The organism is Aeromonas enterica (genome assembly GCF_054052465.1).
Map to the genome: position 1 here is coordinate 96,910 of NZ_JBSTYL010000001.1, position 18,154 is coordinate 115,063.

At 60.5% G+C, this 18,154-nt stretch carries 25 protein-coding genes; all 25 read right to left on the reverse strand.

All coding sequences use genetic code 11. The features are described from left to right. Positions 1–910: 910 nt before the first annotated feature. Positions 911–2,071 (reverse strand): phage late control D family protein, encoded by a 1,161-nt coding sequence (locus ACW5XD_RS00420; protein ID WP_456493130.1) that lies wholly within the window; start codon positions 2,069–2,071, stop codon positions 911–913. Further along, positions 2,071–2,562 (reverse strand): phage tail protein, encoded by a 492-nt coding sequence (locus ACW5XD_RS00425; protein WP_456493131.1) that lies wholly within the window; start codon positions 2,560–2,562, stop codon positions 2,071–2,073. The genes ACW5XD_RS00420 and ACW5XD_RS00425 overlap by 1 nt, the downstream gene beginning before the upstream one ends. Positions 2,563–2,574: 12 nt before the next feature. Next, positions 2,575–5,034 carry a phage tail tape measure protein gene (locus ACW5XD_RS00430; RefSeq protein WP_456493132.1) on the reverse strand — a complete coding sequence of 820 codons (2,460 nt, stop codon included), beginning with the start codon at positions 5,032–5,034 and terminating at the stop codon, positions 2,575–2,577. After that, a complete protein-coding gene (locus ACW5XD_RS00435) occupies positions 5,031–5,162 on the reverse strand; it encodes a GpE family phage tail protein (protein ID WP_323949864.1) in 132 nt (43 codons plus the stop codon). The genes ACW5XD_RS00430 and ACW5XD_RS00435 overlap by 4 nt, the downstream gene beginning before the upstream one ends. Positions 5,163–5,170: 8 nt before the next feature. Further along, positions 5,171–5,455: a phage tail assembly protein gene (locus ACW5XD_RS00440; RefSeq protein ID WP_456493133.1), complete on the reverse strand. Its 285-nt coding sequence runs from the start codon at positions 5,453–5,455 to the stop codon at positions 5,171–5,173. A gap of 66 nt (positions 5,456–5,521) precedes the next feature. Next, positions 5,522–6,040, reverse strand: a complete 519-nt coding sequence (locus ACW5XD_RS00445) for a phage major tail tube protein (RefSeq protein ID WP_456493134.1) — start codon at positions 6,038–6,040, stop codon at positions 5,522–5,524. A 9-nt stretch (positions 6,041–6,049) separates the two neighbouring features. Beyond that, positions 6,050–7,228, reverse strand: coding sequence for a phage tail sheath protein (locus ACW5XD_RS00450; RefSeq protein ID WP_456493135.1), 1,179 nt, complete (start codon positions 7,226–7,228; stop codon positions 6,050–6,052). A gap of 181 nt (positions 7,229–7,409) precedes the next feature. Further along, entirely contained in the window at positions 7,410–8,024 is a 615-nt protein-coding gene (locus ACW5XD_RS00455; RefSeq protein ID WP_456493136.1) for a tail fiber assembly protein, read from the reverse strand. After that, positions 8,024–9,418 (reverse strand): tail fiber protein, encoded by a 1,395-nt coding sequence (locus ACW5XD_RS00460; protein WP_456493137.1) that lies wholly within the window; start codon positions 9,416–9,418, stop codon positions 8,024–8,026. The genes ACW5XD_RS00455 and ACW5XD_RS00460 overlap by 1 nt, the downstream gene beginning before the upstream one ends. A gap of 1 nt (position 9,419) precedes the next feature. Then, entirely contained in the window at positions 9,420–10,835 is a 1,416-nt protein-coding gene (locus tag ACW5XD_RS00465; protein WP_456493138.1) for a phage tail protein I, read from the reverse strand. Next, the gene (locus tag ACW5XD_RS00470; RefSeq protein WP_456493139.1) at positions 10,835–11,236 is read right to left on the reverse strand and encodes a hypothetical protein; all 402 of its coding nucleotides are present in this window, start codon (positions 11,234–11,236) and stop codon (positions 10,835–10,837) included. The genes ACW5XD_RS00465 and ACW5XD_RS00470 overlap by 1 nt, the downstream gene beginning before the upstream one ends. An 11-nt stretch (positions 11,237–11,247) precedes the next feature. Further along, complete coding sequence (locus ACW5XD_RS00475) at positions 11,248–12,120, reverse strand: baseplate assembly protein (protein WP_456493420.1); 873 nt, start codon at positions 12,118–12,120, stop codon at positions 11,248–11,250. Between the two features lie 5 nt (positions 12,121–12,125). Continuing rightward, positions 12,126–12,485, reverse strand: a complete 360-nt coding sequence (locus ACW5XD_RS00480) for a GPW/gp25 family protein (RefSeq protein ID WP_456493140.1) — start codon at positions 12,483–12,485, stop codon at positions 12,126–12,128. Further along, positions 12,482–13,054, reverse strand: a complete 573-nt coding sequence (locus ACW5XD_RS00485; RefSeq protein WP_456493141.1) for a phage baseplate assembly protein V — start codon at positions 13,052–13,054, stop codon at positions 12,482–12,484. Before ACW5XD_RS00485 ends, ACW5XD_RS00480 begins: the two co-directional genes overlap by 4 nt. A 78-nt stretch (positions 13,055–13,132) precedes the next feature. Continuing rightward, a complete protein-coding gene (locus ACW5XD_RS00490; protein ID WP_456493142.1) occupies positions 13,133–13,771 on the reverse strand; it encodes a phage virion morphogenesis protein in 639 nt (212 codons plus the stop codon). After that, a complete protein-coding gene (locus tag ACW5XD_RS00495; RefSeq protein WP_048209095.1) occupies positions 13,747–14,223 on the reverse strand; it encodes a phage tail protein in 477 nt (158 codons plus the stop codon). The genes ACW5XD_RS00490 and ACW5XD_RS00495 overlap by 25 nt, the downstream gene beginning before the upstream one ends. Further along, on the reverse strand, positions 14,198–14,443 hold the full coding sequence (gene lysC / locus ACW5XD_RS00500; protein WP_290022589.1) for an Rz1-like lysis system protein LysC: 246 nt from the start codon (positions 14,441–14,443) through the stop codon (positions 14,198–14,200). Before lysC ends, ACW5XD_RS00495 begins: the two co-directional genes overlap by 26 nt. After that, complete coding sequence (gene lysB, locus ACW5XD_RS00505) at positions 14,337–14,804, reverse strand: Rz-like lysis system protein LysB (protein WP_456493143.1); 468 nt, start codon at positions 14,802–14,804, stop codon at positions 14,337–14,339. The genes lysC and lysB overlap by 107 nt, the downstream gene beginning before the upstream one ends. 150 nt (positions 14,805–14,954) lie before the next feature. Beyond that, the gene (locus ACW5XD_RS00510) at positions 14,955–15,773 is read right to left on the reverse strand and encodes an N-acetylmuramidase domain-containing protein (protein ID WP_456493144.1); all 819 of its coding nucleotides are present in this window, start codon (positions 15,771–15,773) and stop codon (positions 14,955–14,957) included. Then, on the reverse strand, positions 15,770–16,078 hold the full coding sequence (locus ACW5XD_RS00515) for a phage holin family protein (RefSeq protein WP_094697344.1): 309 nt from the start codon (positions 16,076–16,078) through the stop codon (positions 15,770–15,772). The genes ACW5XD_RS00510 and ACW5XD_RS00515 overlap by 4 nt, the downstream gene beginning before the upstream one ends. A gap of 1 nt (position 16,079) precedes the next feature. Further along, positions 16,080–16,445 (reverse strand): putative holin, encoded by a 366-nt coding sequence (locus ACW5XD_RS00520; protein WP_288031597.1) that lies wholly within the window; start codon positions 16,443–16,445, stop codon positions 16,080–16,082. Positions 16,446–16,460: 15 nt separating this feature from the next. Next, positions 16,461–16,691 (reverse strand): TraR/DksA C4-type zinc finger protein, encoded by a 231-nt coding sequence (locus ACW5XD_RS00525; RefSeq protein ID WP_290017428.1) that lies wholly within the window; start codon positions 16,689–16,691, stop codon positions 16,461–16,463. Positions 16,692–16,693: 2 nt separating this feature from the next. Continuing rightward, entirely contained in the window at positions 16,694–16,897 is a 204-nt protein-coding gene (locus ACW5XD_RS00530; RefSeq protein ID WP_042654614.1) for a tail protein X, read from the reverse strand. After that, the gene (locus ACW5XD_RS00535) at positions 16,897–17,367 is read right to left on the reverse strand and encodes a head completion/stabilization protein (RefSeq protein WP_456493145.1); all 471 of its coding nucleotides are present in this window, start codon (positions 17,365–17,367) and stop codon (positions 16,897–16,899) included. The genes ACW5XD_RS00530 and ACW5XD_RS00535 overlap by 1 nt, the downstream gene beginning before the upstream one ends. A 106-nt stretch (positions 17,368–17,473) precedes the next feature. Next, positions 17,474–18,154 (reverse strand): phage terminase small subunit, encoded by a 681-nt coding sequence (gene gpM / locus ACW5XD_RS00540; RefSeq protein WP_456493146.1) that lies wholly within the window; start codon positions 18,152–18,154, stop codon positions 17,474–17,476.

An 18,154-nucleotide genomic window follows, 5' to 3' on the forward strand; every position in this document is an offset into this window, starting at 1 on the left:
TGCATGTCACAAAAATATTGTATTTATGGCGCCGGCTGGTAAATTGGTGGCCGTGGTTAGCCACCCGTCAGGATGACGATGAATGCCTCCAGGGAACCGAAGCAAAGCAAGTGCGCCTCCATGGAACCGAGTGTCTGTTCAAGGATCTGAGCCCGCATAAAGGTACGTAACTTGTTAAGCAATCAGGAGTTTTACTATGTCAGGCAGCAATTCAACCTATTGGTTTGCCCAATCGCTCTACACCCAGGGCTATAGCTACCCGAATCCCTTCGCTTACCGCTAAGCCAGGGGCGCCCCGCCGGGGACAAGCAGCAAGATGTGAAGCAGCAGGTGAGTGAGGATACCATCCTCCCCCTGCTATTTTTTTATCTGCTACGGGCGGAAACGGATGTGGTGAAGGGGGCTGTATGCCTGACGCCGGGCGGGATGACAGGGAGCAGGGCCGCTTTTTCCTGCATTTCGCATACGTTTGCCAGTCAATTTATCCGCAAACGATGCTATCATGCCGGCCCAACAGCCTGTCCGCGGTCTTTCCTCCGAACGACATGGCCGCCAGCTATGCCCATCCTGCTTTCATTGAATCTGTTTTTGCTGCCGAGGTACCCGCCCTGAGGCAGCCAAAATGCAAGCCGAATTCGGGAAGCAGAGGCGCCAGCATTGACTCAGCCGCGCGTGAGAACGCGAGGTGATTATTTTTTAAGTAATTGTTTTATATAACTCTTCGAGATCGATAACATGCCGAAAAAATTCTACGCTCTTTAGTGTTGATTTTTTAACATAGAAAAAGTCATTTAAAAACAATGCCTTGGTTTCATGTTCGCTGGTTGGTTAAGCGGTTGTGGCGGCAAAGTGGCGGCAGGGGATTTGATGATCGATAGTGGCGGCAGGGCTTAGGCTCTGCCGCCATTTTTCATTCTGGCAGTTCTTCCAGCTTCACTTCGAGTTGTACGCGGTTGGTGTAACCCTGATTGGTGAGGTCGTGCACTACCTGGGTGAGCAGCCATGGGGCGGCGTCGATATCGGGTTTGAATCCCCTGACGGTGGTTGGTTGTTCCGGGTAGAGCTCGGGGCGGCCCTTGGCCAGGGTGATGTCGAACTCGGCCACCCCGCGCTGGATCCGTTCCCACTCTGCACGGGCGGCCCGCATGGCGTTGGCCTGGTTGGCGTAAACATGGCGCAGCTCTTTGACGTTCTCGCTGTCGCCGACCAGCAGTTCATGTTCCTTCTTGTTGACGACGACACCAGGCGGTAGGGGCCGTTCCTGTTTCGGCTTGGTCTTCTTCTTGCGCTTCACCTCGATTTTCTTTTTCTCGGCGGCCTTGTTGTCTTGCCAGTAGGCCGTCACGCCGGTGTAGGCGTCGCGGTCTGCCACGGAGAAGCGGTGCTGGTCGCCATCTTGGCGGGTGATGGTGATGGCCGGCAGGGGCTGGCCACTGGCGGTGGTACCCTGGCCCGCCTTGATGAACATCAGGCGGCTAGACTTGACGGTAGCGATGGCATCACACTGACCCGCCAAGCGGGTGAGGAAGGCCAGATCGCTTTCGTTGGTCTGGTCGATGTGGTCGATCATCTGGCCCTTGAGTGAGTCACCCACGCAGGGGGTGAGCTGGTAGGGGGCGGCGACCTGTTCGACGATGGCGCTGATGGTTTGATAGTGCCAGCTGCGTTCGCGCAGTTTGTTCATGCCGCCGCGCAAGTCTGCCGACTTGCCCCGGATGGTGAGCACATCGGGGGCCCCGTTGTGTTCCACTTCGTCAATTTTGAAGGTTCCTTTGTCAACCAGGGCGCTGCCCTGCCAGCCGATGAGGGATCGCAGGGTAGCCCCACGGCGTGGCATGTCGAGCTGACCGTCGCTGTCATCGAGGGTTATTTCGATGGTGTCGGCGGTGAATCCCCGGTTGTCGGTGATGGTCATCGACATCAGGCGTGGGCGGATGGCGGCCGAGATGTCACTGCCATCGACCAGCACCTGGTAAGCCGGTACCGGGTGACCTTGGCGCAGGGCATCGAGCGGGTTGGTGATGCCTAGGTTCTCGGCCAGGCGACTACCGAATTGGTCGAAGGCACCCATCAGAGGATCCCCCCGAGTTTGTTGCCGATACTGCCGATCAGCTTGCCCACACCGAGGCGGCCAAACAGGTTGCCCGCGGTGCGATTGAGCAGGGTATTGCCGAAGGTGGTGTCGTTGTCATCGACCCGCTTGAGCTTGATGCTGAATTCAATCTTGCGGGCTGCACCATCATCGAAAAACTCGGTGCGGGTGGTGCTGATACCTTCTATCACGAATGACCCGCGCATCACGCCATCGCCCTGGATCAGGGGGAAGGCTTCACCGCTGTCACCCATCTGGCGCAGCATGTCGAGGGAGAGGACGCCACCGGTCAGTTCGGGTAACAGCACCCCGCTCAGGGTGCTGGTTTCATCGTCAGGGCCGAGGAACTGATAGGCAGGGCGGGCACCGATCCGGTTATTGCCGGGGTGGCGCCATGCCCATTCGTCTTGCTGGGATTGTGGGGCGACGGTCGAGCGCATAAACACGAACCAGCCCAGGGTCATCATCATGGTGATTGCTCCTTAGTTGCGATCGCCCAGAGTGGCACGGCCACGGGCGGCGGCCTGCCGTTCGCGCTTGTCCAGCTCGCGGCTTATTTCTTGAGCCACCTCAGTGGCGGATTGCCCCGGTTGCTGAACAATGTTGATCGGGGCGTTGATCTGGGTGGTTGACGATGCTCCTCTGGCTGCAACTGGCTTGGCGGTCTGCACGATGCGAGGGCCGTAGCTGTACCCGCCAGATAGTGCTGGTGTGCCGAAGTTTCCATTCAGGTAACCCGGTGTTGATGGTGTCGGTGCTGGCATCTGGAAGCTCGGCAGCTTCTTGGCTTCTAAAATCCCCAGCGATTCGAGCAGCCATTCGATCCCTTTCAGGAAGGCCTTGAGCGGGGTCAGTGCCAGATTGAAGGCTTCTCCCAGGATGCGGCCGACGAACTGGCCAGCGCTGCCGAACCCTTCCAGCGTTTCCTTGGAGAACTTGAGTGGTTCGAGCAGGTCGCCAAACCAGCCCGATAGCGCTTTAACCCCGGTGCCGAGGCCATCAATCAGTGGGGCGAACGGCTTGAAGGCCTCAAAGACGGGAGCAAGCCCGGTCATGATGCCCTGCCATAGCCCGCTGAAAAATGCACTGATGGGCTGCCAAAACTTGATGATGGCAATGCCGAGAGCGACAAGGGCAGCCAATGGGGCAAGGAGTGCCCCTATCGCACCCAGCATGCCGCCAAAGGTGACCCCCAGCACCCCGAAGATGAGCTTCATGATGGCCAAGGGGCCGAGCAGGGCGGCAACTGTCAACGACAGCCCGCCCAGTGCAATGGCGATGATGGATGTCACGGCCGCAATCCTGACCAGGGTGTTGGCCAGTTCTGGATTTGCTTCAACCCAGTTGCGGGTACCGGCAACGATCTCTTTGGTGAATGTGATGATGTCCATCAGGGATCCGCGAAGCAGTTCGCCAAGGTCTGCCTTCACGTTTGTTATCCCAGCCTGCAGGATCAGCCATTGGGATGAGAGCGAGTCTTTGTCGATGTCTGACTCACGTTGCATCGACCCCCTCGACTTCTCGGCGTTCACCAGTTTCAACTGGCGATAGAGTTCATCCAGGTTGTTGGAGAGCTTGGCCGCATCTTTGCCGTATTCCTTGCCGAATATCTGGGTGGTGACCCTGAGCTGGTCTTCTGCTTTGAGCTTTTTGATTTTCTCCAGCACTTTGGTGATGGTGCCCATGGCATCGGTAGCCATGGCTTTTTCGACGTCAGCCGATTTCAGGCCGACCGCCTGCATCCCAGCCTGGAAGCGCTTGCTTTGCATGGTCGCGATGGACAGCTCACGCACCATGGCGTTTGATGCGCTGGCGGCGATCTCCGGTGCGGCCCCCAGACTGAGGAAGGTGGAGCCCAGTGCGGCCGCTTTCTTGTAATCGAGCTTGTCGGCCACGCCCCCCAGACGTTGCAGCACGTCGATGATGTCTGCCCCCTTGGATTGGGCGTTGTCGTCGAGGTAGTTGATGGCATCGCCGAGCTGTTCGATGTTGCTGATGGGGATCTTGTAGAGGTTGGCAATCTTGCCCATGTCTTCGGCGAGCTGACCGGCCGGCAGCTCAAAGGCGGTTGCCGCCTTGGCGGTGGTTTTGGCGAAGTTGAGCAGGTTGTCTTTGCCCTGCACGCCCATGCGGGCGCCCCCTTCAACCAGGGCGGCGATGTCGATCGCGCCGTTGAGCTGTGGGATCTCTTCTGAAATGGCCTTTATCTCTTTGGCCATGTCATAGTAAACGGATGTCAGCTCGCCGGAATCGGTTCTGGCACCATCCACCTGCTTGGCTACCCCCTTCATGGCATCTTCAAAGCCGGAATACTCTTTGATGGCGCTGTAAACCGGCATGCCTATGGCGGTACCCGCAGCGATGGCGGTGGCGCCGTGGCCCGCTATCTGGCCACGCAGCTCCTGGGTCTGGCGGTAGCTGGCTTTGACCTGGTTGAGGCGCTTTTGCTGGTCAGCCAGTTGGCCCAGCTTGGCGCGCTGCTGGTCGAGCTGGCCGTTGGCGGCAGCCAAGTCAGTCTTGAGGCGGCGCTGGTGATCGCCGAGCTGTTTGGTGTTGATGCCGGCTTCGTTCATGGCCCGTTTCAGGCTGCCGTGGCGGGCGACCATTTCACGCTCTTGCTGGGAGAGGTCGCGCACCTTCTGCTTGGCCTGCTCCATGGCACGGGTCATGGCTTTGGTCGGCTGTTCGACTTTGGCGAACTGCTGGGCCATCTGTTGGGCGTCACGCTGGGCGGCTGTGAGTTGGGCACGGGTGGCGCCAATCTGGCGGCCCAGGGTGCGATAGCCGTCAATCTGGCCGCTCTGGGTTTCCAGCTCCTTGATGCGCTTTTTGGTAGCGAGCAGGTCTTGAGCGGTGGTGCGGCTCTGGCCGCTGACGGCTTTGAGGGGGGCGGTTAGCTTGTCGACCGCCCCGAGTAAGATTTGAAGTTTGAGAGGGTTCATTGTTCTTCTGCCCCGTTGATGCGGTTGTGAGTCTCAACGAGGCGTTGGTGCCAGCCCATCAGCTCGCTGATTTCCATGGCCGCCATGTCGGACGGCGGCCAGTGGGCGATGATGGCAAGATCTGCCATCAGGTCATCTACGCAGCCAGGTAACCCATTTTCTTCGGCATCAAAAAACCGGCCACCTCACTGCCCAGCTGCAGCAGGTCAGCCGGGTCCATGTTGCCGATCTCGGCTTCGGTCAGGATCGGGGTAGTGATGCGTGGCAGCAGTTTGGTGAGGGCGTTGACGTCCATCTGCAGGACGTCGGCCATGTTGAGGCCGCGCATTTCGCCCGCCTTGGGCTTGCGCAGTTGCACCTCGGTGATGGTGGTGTCGCCGCGCTGGATTGGCTGGTCGAGGGTTACGGTCTTGTTTTCCATGGTGCTTGTTCCTGATGTTGATGTGGTGAGGGCGGCTGTTGGCCGCCCGTTGGGTTGTTGGGTGGATTAGAGGCCGATGGCTTTGCGGTGTTCGGCCATGCGGTCGACGCCATCTGGTCCGATCTCGATCATGTTGAGCAGGTCGATTTCGTGGATGACTGCCCCGTTAATGGTCACCTTGTAGTAGGTGTTGACCATGCTGACCTTGGCCTGACTGTTGTCGCCAAGCTTGGCAGTGCCCCAGTCGATCTCTTTGAAGCGTCCTCGGGTGAACACTTCTATGGCCTCCACGCCGACGACGTCATCACGCTGGATGGAGCCGGCAAAGCGAAGAGCGATCCCGTCGATCTTGCTGTTGCCCATCTTGCCCAGGATCTCGGCGCTGTAGCCGCCCATGGTGAAAGAGGTATCGAGGGCGCTGTCATCGAGCCCCATGTCGATGTTGACGGCGCCGCCCATGCCGCCGCCGCGATAGGCTTCAAACTTGCGGGAGAGCTTGGCAAAGGTGAAGTCTTCCACTTCGCCAATCCAGTTGGTGCCGTCCGTGAACACGTTCAGCTGTTTTACTTTTCTTGGCAGTGCCATGGTGGCTCCTTATGCTGCAGCCGCGACGCGGGCGCCGAAGTCGATGAGGTAGTGGTCGGTGATGCGTTGTTGTAAGCCGAGGTCCTCCAGCGGCGGCACCGGGGTGTAGTTGTAATCGATGCGCAGCTTGCCGGCCTTGAGGGTGTCTTTGTCGTTGAGCTCCTCGTTGTACCAGCAGTCAAAGCCGAGCAGATAACCGCCGGTCACCAGTTCGCGCCCCTTGGCCTTGATCCCTTCGACGATGTCTTTCACCAGGGTGGGGGTCATGGGCTTGTCGTTGGCCCACATGTGCGCGTCGGCCATGGTGTCGGCCAGGATCTGGGCGGTGCGGGTGTAGTTTTCGAAGCAGAACAGGGGATCGTCCGAACAGGTACGGTTTCCCCAGTTGCGGAAACCATTGGCCTGGATCAGGCCGGTGATCTCGTTGGCGTTGAGCAGGCCGACCTCGGTGTCTGGGTCTTGCAGATCCCAGAACAGGGCCTTGGTCATGCCGTCTACCCCGGTCACGCCGACGTTCGAGATGGTTTTGTGCCAGCCGATCTCTTTGTCGATGAGCGCCCGCAGGGCTGCGGCCTTGAGGCAGGCATCGAGCTTGACGCTGGCATTGGCGGCCACGTCCCACGCCGTCCAGTCACCATGGATCAGCATCAGCTCGCGGCTGGCGAAGTTTTCACGATAGGCCAAGGCGGCTTCGACGGTCTCGGCGATGGTCGGCACGTAGACAAAGGCGCGTAGCTTCTTGGCCATGCCAGCCAGGGCGGTGGCCACCGGCAGGGTGCAGTTGTCCGGCACGCAGAGGATGCGCGGCTTGACGGTGGTGACCGGGGCGGCCCGTTCCAGCGCCTTGAGGCCGGTATAGCTGCCATCTGGCTTGATGGTGCCAATGATGTTGCTGGTCAGGGCTGCGGCATCGGCCCCTTTGGCCACGCGCACGACGATGACGATGGTGTTGACGGTGTCATAGATGGTTTGCAGCGACTTCTTGAGGTTGCCCTCGCTGCCCGCTTTGGCGATGGCCACCGGCAGGTTGGCGATCAGCACGGGTTTGTCGAGGGGGAAGTAGGTGGCGTCCGCGTCTTCGCTGGTGCAGACCATGCCGATCACCGCCGTGGCGACGGTGCGGATGGTGCGGGTGCCCTCGTTGATTTCCACGACGCGCACGCCGTGGTGAAATTGGTCCAGTGCCATAGGTTCTCCTGTTGTCCGGACGGAGCTTGGTGCATGTGATGCGAGCAGGGTCAGGATGCAGGGGCAGGGGATGACAGGCGAGCGGCGGCCAGTGTATCCGGCGTGGATACACTGGAACGGCGGTGACAATGGGTTGATGTGCGGCAGTAACGAGACACCCCGCACAGGGCGGGGTGTTGGGCTAGATGATTGTTTCAGGCTGGTCTGGCCATTGCGGTGATTCCGGCCAGCCGGGTTGCTCCGGTACCGACGTCAGCTCGTAACGGTAGCGCTGCCAGTCTGCCAGTAGTTGGGTGTGCTCCGGCTTGGCGTAGCCGCCATCGACTGCCGGATTGATGATGGCGATTTGTTGGGTGGCCATGGCTATGCGCTTGGCCTGTTCACCCATTGAAGCCTCCAGAGTGGCTTGCTGTTCAGCGCCCTCGTCCGTTACCCATGCGGAGCCGCTCCATTTGTCATATTGAGAGGTCGGTTGCTGGTCAGTTTTCCCGTCAGGGATGGGCCCTAGCACCGTGATATCACTGCCTGCCTTTGTTACCGTGTCGTAAACGGTGGTGCCGCGATGATCTTCCACTTGCTGCCATCTATCGCCTGTTGATGCGCGTACAATGGCAAATCCTGCTTTGGTTTCGCTCGTTGGAGCATCCATGTAGATATCTGCTGGCAATCCTGTACCCATTGATACCCACACTGTTGTAGCCCCCAGACATTCCCTACTGATTGGGTCTGCTTTATAAGCGGTAACAGTGCCATCTTGTTCAGCAAAACCTTGTTCATCCCACGTTATTGTTGCCATTATGCAGCCCTCACGATGTAGTTAAACGCTACGTTTCTTACTCTGGTTTCACCACCACCTGCCGGGCTGCCGTCGAGATTTTCAACACCTGTTGTCCCGTATGAATAATTCGTATCTAGTGATGTTTCGTACCCTGCTTGTAGGCTGTTCAATGATGATGTTTCTGAGCCACCTGCATATTTCGATGGGATGTAATGTTTGTGTTCTTTTACTTCATCAGACTGATATGAAAGAAGTGGCCTTGATATATCAACACCTCTGTTGTTATCCCATCCGCGAATAAACTCTCCTCTCAGGTCTGGAAGGACTCCACTCGGGTATGCTGCGGCCAGTTTTGGATAGGTTGCTTTGTTAAATGACTGTCCCATCAACATTAAATATCCAACAGGTGGAGCAGCGAGTGGCCAGGGAATGGGGGCACCTACCGGATATTCCGAGCTGGCCAGCTCGCTCTTGGTTGCCGCATCGGTGATGCCATAGCCAGCCAAGGTGGTGGGGTTGGAACCAGCGGTGATGTTGCCCTTGGCGTCGACAGTGACCGAGCGATAGGTGCCCGCCACAACCCCCGAGTTTTTATAGGTGGCGGTGATGCTGATATTGCCACTGCCGTCAAATGACGCTTGACCTGTCACATCGCCAGCCAGCGCAATCAGGCGGACGGTGCTGAGTTTATCGGCTTTCCCAGCCGCGGTTGTGCCATCCCCCAAGTTATTGAGCCCCGTTTGTACGGTTCCTAACTCGGTTTTGGTTGCTGCATCGGTGATGCCATAGCCAGCCAAGCTGGTTGGGTTGGTGCCGGCAGTGATATTGCCCTTGGCATCGACCGTGACTGAGCGATAGGTGCCAGCGGTCACCCCGGAATTTTTATAGGTGGTGGTGATGCTAATATTGCCGCTGCCATCAAAGTTGGCCTGACCGGTCACATCGCCAGCCAGGGCGATAGCGCGGGCGGTAGCCAGCTTCTGGGCTGCGGCTGCCGTTCCGGTTGCTGGTAATGCATCGGTGATGCCGTAGCCCGCCAGGGTGGTGGGGTTGGTACCGGCAGTGATGTTGCCCTTGGCATCGACGGTGACGGATCGATAGGTGCCCGCTACTACCCCTGAGTTTTTATAGGTCGCTGTGATGGTGATGTTGGCGCTGCCATCGAACGAGGCTTGGCCGGTGATATCACCCGCGATCGCCACGTTACGGGCGGTGGCGAGTTTGTTGGCCTTGCCGGCTGCGGTATCGCCGTCCTCAAGGTCATCCATATGTTGTTTCAGGTAGGCGGTGCGGTTGGCCAGGGCTTGGGCCTGCTTGTTGGACGTTCCGCCGGGGCCGCCAAGCACCGAGTCACCGGTTTCGAGCTGGTAGACGCCAGCATCCCAGCTGACTACCTCTTGTAAATTCGCCATATCACGAGGCTCCGTGGTTGTAGTTGCCGTTGTAGGTTGCGACGCCGTTGTAGGTGACGGGCGCCCTGGTGTAATCGAGTGCTGAAAGGTGGCAGCGGGCCGGGGCCATTTCTGCCAGCAGGAGTTTGATGCGGTTGGCCTGATCGGTGGTGACCGGGCGGGCAAGAATGACCCGATACACCGCCCAGCGGGTCGGGTCGCCGTGGGTTTCATTGCCGTTGTAGTTGAGGGTGCCGTCATAGCGGCGACCGGTGGCGCGCTCGATGATGGTGCTGTCACCAAATCCCAGCACGTTGAGTGCTTCTTTGATGGCCCACGGGGTGCCCTTGTGCTGGTGCAGCTTGAACGAGGCACGGATCAGCGCGCGCTGCTGGTCTTCTGACTCGGCCAGTTCCCACCAGTCCACCGAGCGCGCCCATGCCAGCCATGGCAGCAATGGTGCCGGGCAGGTATCAGCAAAGCGGGTGGAGGTGATCACCTCTGGCGTCAGGTTGCAGGCCAGTGTCGCGGCGGCCAAGTGTTCAAGCCGGGTGACAGAGGGGGGCAGCAGGTCGCGAGTGGCGGGTGATGGCAGGGGCAGGCGATGCACCTTTGTCGAGCCAAATGCCCCCGCGTCAATACCACGAACACCCAGGCAAGCGCGGGCGGAGATCGGAGATAGCAGCGGCGCCGCCAGCGCACTGTGCGCCAGGGTGATGGTCAGGGCTGGCAAGGTTTCGGCTGGCAATGCCGGCGCCGCCGGGTAGATGATCTGGGCATACTTGGCGATCGGCGACCCCATGGCGCCGGTGAAGGCCGTGGCAGTCTGTGCCAGTTTGGTCTTGAGACGTGGGTCACCTTGTTGACCGTCAGACAGATCGCCGATGGTCTGGCGCACCTTGGCCTTGTGGCTGCCCAGGGCACCGAGATCGAACCCTGCAGGTGCCAGAAGTTGTTGAACCGTCGGCGCCTCGATGGCGTCAGGCTGTAACCCGCCGGTACCTAGCCGGGTTCTTACCCCTGCCGTGCCGACAATCCCCGCATCAAGCCCGGCAAGGGTGATCTGTGTAGACATGTCAGCCGCCCCCATGGCGAGCAGGTCGCCCATTGTTGCAACAGTGGCCTGGATGGTTGTTGCTGGATCACCCTGGGCGCCATCGCTGATAGCGATGGCCTTGGCGCGGCTGGTCAGCTTGTTGGCCCCGGCTGCAAACTGGCTGATCCCGGTTGGCTTCGCGCGCTGAGTGAGCGACGCCTGCCCTGCTTGACCTTCTTCTATCCCGGCCACTGTCAGGCCGACACTGACCCCGGCAATGGCATCTGGCGCGGGATCATCTTCACCCTGCTGGGTGCCCCGATAGATAGCCGCCCCGTCGAATGACAGAGTGCCGTCGTGGTAGGTCAGTGACCCGCGCCAGATGGGATAGAGGGTTGCCATCAGAGTTTGAAGATCTTATTGGCGCCGCTATCCCAGGCGATGATGATGTCGCCGCCATTGGTGCTGACCGGCAGACCGGCCGCCGTGTCGAACAGGGCGATCAGCGGGCTGGTCGCGGCTGTGCCGGTGTCTTTGTAGATGGCGCAATACGTGACGGTGGCGGTGGGGACGGCGAGGAAGGTGACGTCGGCGGCATCGAACACGCCACCGGTGACGGTCTTGCCAGTCAGGGTTTGCGGTGTGCCGACCACGTGGGCCGACAGCGTGCTGAAAAACTCGTCGCTGGCCAGGGTGGGAGCATAGGTGTTTTTGAGCAGGGCGCACTTGAGGGTATCGGCACTGGCATTGATGGCACCGGTGAGAAACTTCTCGCGGCCTTTGTCGTAGAGGGCGTTTGCCATGGGCTGGTTCCTTAATTGAGGTTGAGGGTGGTGAGTTTGGCGGCCTGTTGTGGGCTGCAGGCCACATCAGCCAGCGGTGATCGCAGGGTGACGCTGTCGATCCCGGGCTGATGCAAGGCGGCATAGATGGCCGAGAGCGGAACGGTGGCCCCGACCCGGTAGTAAGCGGCGGCGGTGTTGGTCATTGCTTCGTTGGCGGCGGCAAGGGCTTGCTCTTTGCCCAGGCCGATGGCGTTGAGGGTGGCGTCGACGGCATAGGGCTTGATCTGGGCCGGTTCGACGGCCACCAGATCGCAGAGGGGGCGCACATCTTCTGCCGAGAGGGCCTGACTGACCCGATTGATGGTGTCGGCACTCGGTTGGCCCGCAGGTGACAGCAGGGTCACCCTGACGGTGCCCGGCGTGGGGCTGTCGACGGCGACATCGGCCACCTCGGCACTGGCCGAGAAGGCGTGAAACTTGTAGGCATTGATGGGGCCGGCAGTGGACAGCCCCTCAAAGGCCATCTGACCACGCATGCGCAGGCGATCATCTGATTCGTAAACCGGCTCAATAGGCGGTGTCGCGCTGGGATCGCCCGGAGTGACCAGCAGGCGGGCGATGTTGTATTCACCGACCGCATGGTCGAGGGTGGTGCCGCTGGCAAAGGCGAGCAGGGTTTGCTTGGCGGCATCGTTCATGCGAGCCCGCAGGATCACTTCGCGATAGGCGTTCTCTTGCAACAGCTTGTTGAGCGGTTCTGATTCGAGTTCGAGGGTGGCGGCGATGGCTGCTTGCTGGTCTGCCGGGTAGTAGCTGATCAGGGTGGCCTTGCGTTCGGCCAGGATCATTTCGAAGTCGATGGTTTCCTCCACCGAGGGCGGCGGGAGCTGGGTTAAATCCACGTTGCTCAATTGGCGGCTCCTGTGGGGATGGCAATAGAGGCAGATTCCGGCGCACCGCCGTCTTTGCGCTGCCAGGTGAGTTCGACGGTGAGGGCGCCATTCATGCCGCCGCCCTGCACATCAACTCGGGTAATGGTGATGCGCGGTTCCCAGTTGATGAGGGCTTGCACGGTGGCAGCCATCAGGCGCAGGCGGGTGGCCGGATGCTGGGGTTGGTCGATGAGGTAAAAATGCTCGCTGCCGTAGTTGCGGCGCATGACGCGCGTACCCACCGGGGTGCCGAGGATGTCACGCACCGACTGGATGATGTGGTCGGTGGCGCTGATGGTGCGGCCATTGGCTGCATTCATGCCGAGCCAGTTCATGCCGGGCCCCCTGTTTGTCCGCTGCCGGTGCTGACGCCGCTGTGTTTGTGGGTGGTGACCTCAATGCCGCCAATCTTGGCACTGAGTGCGGTGATCTTGCCGCCAGCGGTGATGGTGGTGCCCACCTTGAGCGCCTGGGTGCATTCCACCAGGGGGGTGATCAGTTTGACGGTGACGGATGCCTCGATGTTGGCTGACTTGATGCCGGTGGCATTGAGCGCGCCGGTGGCCGGGTCGTATTCAATGACGGCGCCGTCACTGTATTCGGTACGGTCGAGATCTGGATTGTCATCGTCAGCCAGTGGCTCGTCTGCGGCGGTGGCGTTGAGCGAGCCGAGGATGTACGCATTGCGCAGATCGCCACTGACTGACAACAAGATGACCTGTTCGCCGATACTCAGGCGGTGACGGGTGCGGTTAGCCCCGGCCCTTTCTGTGGTGTAGGGCCGCCAGTTGGTGATGATGTCGCCGGTTTTGACGCGACATTCCTTGGATCGCACTTCGGTCACGGTGCCGATGCGGATCAGGTTGTCGATCAGGCGTTGGAGTTCGGTCAGGGTCGGTTGCATGGGGCCATTGTTTTGGGCAATGGCAGGCAAGGCGAGCGGCGGCCAGTGTATCCACGGTAGATACACTGGCCGCGATGATTACAGCCCCTTGGTGAGTTGGGCAAGCAGCAGGTCTTCGACCTTGTCGACGTCTTTGGCATCCATGCCCAGCAAGGGCCGTTCCGGGTATTGGATGTCTTGCCCCTTGCTGCCTTTGTCTTTCAGGCCGTAGTGGTGGATATGAGCCACCTTTTCGGCGGTGCTGGCAAAGTAGACCTCGGCGCGATCGCTGTAGCCCTTGGACTTGAGCCATTTCGACTTGATCAGGCGGGAGAACATCTTGCGCTTGATCTTGCTCTTGTTGATGGCGTCGCCCTTGCTGGCATCGACCTTGATGAATCGTTTGATGCGGGAGCGTTTGAAGGTGCGGATCCCGCCCCGCATGATATCAAAGCCGATGATGTAGCTGCGGGTACCGCGCCAGCTTTTCAGGTGGCGTACTTCCTTGTCACTGGTGGTGTAGATGAATTTTATTTCGCGGTTGCCACGCTGCGGCTTGCGCGGGTCCATCTGGTCGCCTTCCGGGGTGACGTTGGCCTTGATGCGCTTGGCGTTGCTCTCGCGCATCTCTTTTGCCATCTGATCGGCAAAGCGGGCCAGTTCCCGTTGTGACAGGTTGGCCCGGATCAGTTCTACCCTAGCGGCAAAGTGGGTCAGTCGGTCGAGATCGGCGGCCATGGCTGATATTCCCCGTTGATAAACAGTTCCCAGGTGATGCCATCGTAGGGGTCTTCTGGCGGTTCTGGCAGGTGTTCGAAGTGCAGGCCCTGCTCATCCTTCCAGACCTTGACCCGCTCGGTCAGCGGCAGTTTGATTTCGATGTCGCAGGTTTCGTTGTTCTGGATCTCGACTTCGAACCGCATGGCGTTTTCGCGCTTGTCGCTGTTCATCATCAGTTCTGGCTGGTACTGCCTAATCCATGCCAGCAGTGGCACCATGACGGTGTTCACATTCTGGGCAAAGTCGGCCACGATGATGGTCAGTTCGTACTGGTATTCAAACGACAGGCTGGCGGCGCCGGTGGCAACCAGCTTGCCCTTGTCGACGAATATCATCATGTGATCCGGGTTCTGGCGCAGCAGCGGGACGCACTGCTGCAGCACCTCACGGATCTGTTTTGGCTTTTCCATCCCCACTCCCTTGTTGTTGCTGCCGTTGCTGGCAGGTGATGAGGCTGTCGACCTTGGCGGCGCAGCTGGCCCAGGCGGCCTCGGTCTGGGTCAGTTGGTCGAGCAGGTCGCCGTTATTGACCGGGCTGGCCGGTGGCAGTTGGCAAGGGGTCAGGCCCTGACAGGTGAGCCTGATAATCTGCGGCGCCGGTGATGGCGGGGCGCTTGAGCAGCCTGACAACAGGAACAGGCAAAGGGCTATCAGCCCAAGTCCGAAGTTCAGCATTTTCACGTTTGAGCCTCTTGATGGTGTCGGCACGGGTGGCGGCGGTCATCGACAGTTCGCCGAGCTGGCTTTGCAGTTGTGCGGCGGCTTCTGCCTGGGCGGTCAGTTCGCCGGTGAGGGTGGTGATGGTGGTGTCTTTGAGCCGTTCCCGCCGCTCGGCCTCTTTGGCCTTGTCGTCGGCGGCCTTGAGGTCACTTTGCAGGGTGGTGACCTTACCCTTGGCGGTCGCCGCCGAGGTGGCAGACCAGCCCCAGCCACCCAAGGCGATGGCCAAGGCGATCAGCAACCAGGTGAGGGGGGATCGTAGTAATGCCATTACGGTTTCCTCGGTGGTGGTGTGGGCTGCGGCTTATTCTGGCTACATCCTCTGAACGGGCAGACCACGCAGCCACCAAGCCAGCGCAATTCCAGACACTTCGCATCCAGCTTGATACAGGTTTTCCCTGCCAAGTGACCGCACTTAGGCCTAGGCATCTGCTACCTCCTGTACCTGGTAGACCTTGGCAAAGTGGTCGTATGCCTTGGCCAGCTTGGTGTCGTAGTCGTTTTCTTTGTAGGCGGGGCCGTTGTAGCGGCGGGCGAAGTCGGCCCACTTGCGGCCCTGCAGGGCTTTGTGCATGGCAGCGTCTTGCTGGATGAAGCGGCACAGGGCGGTGAGGTGGTTGACCTCGCTGCGCTGCATGGCCGCCTGCCATTCGCTGGCCGAGGCAAAGTCCAGCGCCTGCCAGTGGTAGCCCATGATCTGGAACATGCCCCAACTGGCCGACTCGATGGCGGCATTCCGATGCAGGCTGATGGCCAGTTGCAGCCGTTCCCACTCTGCCGCGCCGCCGGCATAGCCGCCGCGCTTGGGGTTGACCAGGTTGGGGTAATTGGCGGCCATCTGGTCGGCGGTGGCCTTGCCCAGGTGCTTGGTGAGCTGCTTGTAGAACACATGCCGCTCGAACAGCACCACCGGACGAGTAGCGTCGGTGAAGCCCTCGCCAATGCTCTCAACCTGGGCGACGGTGGCCATGGTGGCGAGCGGCAGGCCCAGCAGGTCAGCCCCACTCTGCATGTGGTTGATGGTCAGCTGGTTGCCGCGTTCGCTGCCGAGCAAGGCGGCCATGGTGCGGGGGCCAGCCTGACCGATGGCGGCGATCATGTAGTCTCGCTGGAAGGCGAGTAGGGCTTGTTCGGTGGCATCGCCAAACCAGCCATCAGGATCCACCGGATAACCGGCTTTGGTGAGGCGGCGTTGCAGATCGGCCACGGCGGTGCCGGTATCCCCTTTTTTAAGGCTCATGGCTGAAATCTCCCGTTCAGGTGGCGGGCGGTGGTTGGCTGCTGGCGGCGGCGCGGCATCAGGCGCATGACGGATCCCCGCGACCCGAGCAGGGCGGTCAGCACCACGGCTGCTAGTAGGACGGCGGCGGGGTCTGGTGATGGCAAGACACCCAGCATGGCGCGCAGTGGCACGGAGCCGGCGGCCACTGTGATGACCCAAGCCAACAGAGCAGGCAGGGGGCGGTAGTCGCCCCCGTTGCGGTTGAAGGTAGCCAGTCGCAGGGCGATGGCGGCGCAGATCATGGCGTAGAGGATGGTCAGCATGTCAGCCCCCTTTACGGAGTTTGAACAGGTCTTCCGGCGCTTTGCGCAAGGCCCATTGCAACAAATGGACGGCCATTGCCGATGCCAGCAAGGCACCGATAGCGCGCGGGCTGCCGGCAGCCTTGACAGGCAAAACCGTTGTCATGATGGCTGCCACCTGATCGGCAAAGAGGATCCCGATGATGAAAGCCGCGACAAACAGCCCTGCTTTGCGCAGGTTGCCGAGTTCTGTGGTGGTGGCGATGAACACCATGGCCCCGGCGAATGCTGCCAGCACCACTTCGATATCAAGGCCGGGGAACAGTGATAGCAGCGCCAGACCGGTGAGGGTGCTGGTTGCTGCACTGGATGAGATCGGTTCTGGCATCGTGCTCTCCTGTTGTTATCGTTTGCTGCCGTAGTGGCGAGCGGTTTGGAATTCGGTGATGGTCTGGCACTCGGCGCAGCGTTCGCAGCCCCGGATCGCTTCACGGCGTGCCTGCGGGATGGGGTTTTCGCAGTCGATGCAGTAGTGCGGGCCGGTGCCGCTGATGCGGGCGGCATGGATGCGAGCAGCGATTTGCTGATCGCTGATGTCGGCCAGTCTTTCGAGTTCGTCGTCGAGGCGGCTCATGGTCAGTTCCATAGCTGGATCAGCGGCTGCTCGGCCTGGGTGGGGGCCGCTGGCATTGTGATAAGGGTTCCGGTCGGGATGATGGGGCCGAGCGCGGCCAAACCGGGGTTGAGGTTGAGCACTTGCTCGGTGATGCCTGCGGTGTAGCCGTAATGCCGGAACAGGATGAGATCGAGGGTGTCGCCCTGTTGGCTGCGCAGTTGCATCAGATCAGCTCCACTGTGTTGTGGGTGGTGCCGAGGATGTCGCGAATGGCAAAGCGGGCATCCCGGTAGAGGTCATCCGAGCTCACGATCTTGGCATCAGCCCCTTTTACGCCGTCACCGGTGGCGCTGTAGTCGGTGTAACGTTCCAGCAGGTTGGCGCGGGTCATGGCATAAACGGCGCGCCGGTAGCTGTGCAGGTGCACCGATTCGTTGTTGATGACTTCGCTCGGGACGGCGGCCAGGGTGGCGTGGCCTTCTGCCTGACGGGCGGTGCGCCAATCCACCAGATCCCGGTTGACGCTGGTGATGGCGTCGACCACGGCATGGGTCAGGCGGGCGGTGGTGACGGTGCCATCAAGCCGGACTGTTTCACGCAGGTCAGGCAGCGAGATCGCGGGCCAGAAGTGGTTGCTGGTTATCTCCCCTTCATCTGGCGCGGTCGGTGCTGTGGCAATTAATCCGGTGCTCATGGTGCTCCTGTGTGGGTCGGTCCGCTGGTTGGGCGGTGGTCGGGCCGTCTGGTATGCCGCTGGCATTCGTCAGGCCCGAGCCGCCCAGGGTGCGGGGTTCGCTCGGTTAGCTGCCGCCGCCTTTGGCGTCGGGCTGCTGTTCTTTTTTCAGTTCACGTTCGAGCACTTCGAGCTCTTTCTTGATGCCGACCTTGTCGTGCAGTTCGATGGCCCGGCGGTAGTGCTCGGCGGCTTGCGGCTTGAGTCCTTCGGCGTAGCAGGCGCGGCCCACGGCCTTGTGCAGCTTGGCGCGTACCTGGTCGAAGATGTCGCAGGGTTCAAGCAGGCCGAGGTAGGCATAAAGCAGCCCGCAGCTGGGGCCGGTGCCAGCCTCTTGCTGCTTGATGGCTGTGTCGGCTACTTCTTCGGCGATCATGGTGGCGGCGGTGCGCTCGTAACGGTCCGGGGTGCTCAGGCCGTGGCGGATCACGTAGTCGGCCATGGTGAAAGCCCCTTCGAGATCGCCGGTGTCGAGGTGCCAGAGCATGACGGTCACCAGGACGTCATCTTGTCCGCCCCGGTCGGCGGCCAGCAGGCCATCAATCCAGGGTTTGTAGACGGCCAGCATGGGGCGCTTGGCGTCGATCTTGCGCTCGATGCTCTGGATGCCCTTGAGGGTGCGACGGTGTTCGGCTAGCTGCATCAACTGCAGCTCGTAGGCGTTGGCGCGTTGTTGGTCGAACTGAGGATTGGCCGCCCCTTGCAGGGCGGCCAGTTTGCGTTCGCGGTTGCGACGGGCAGGTGTCAT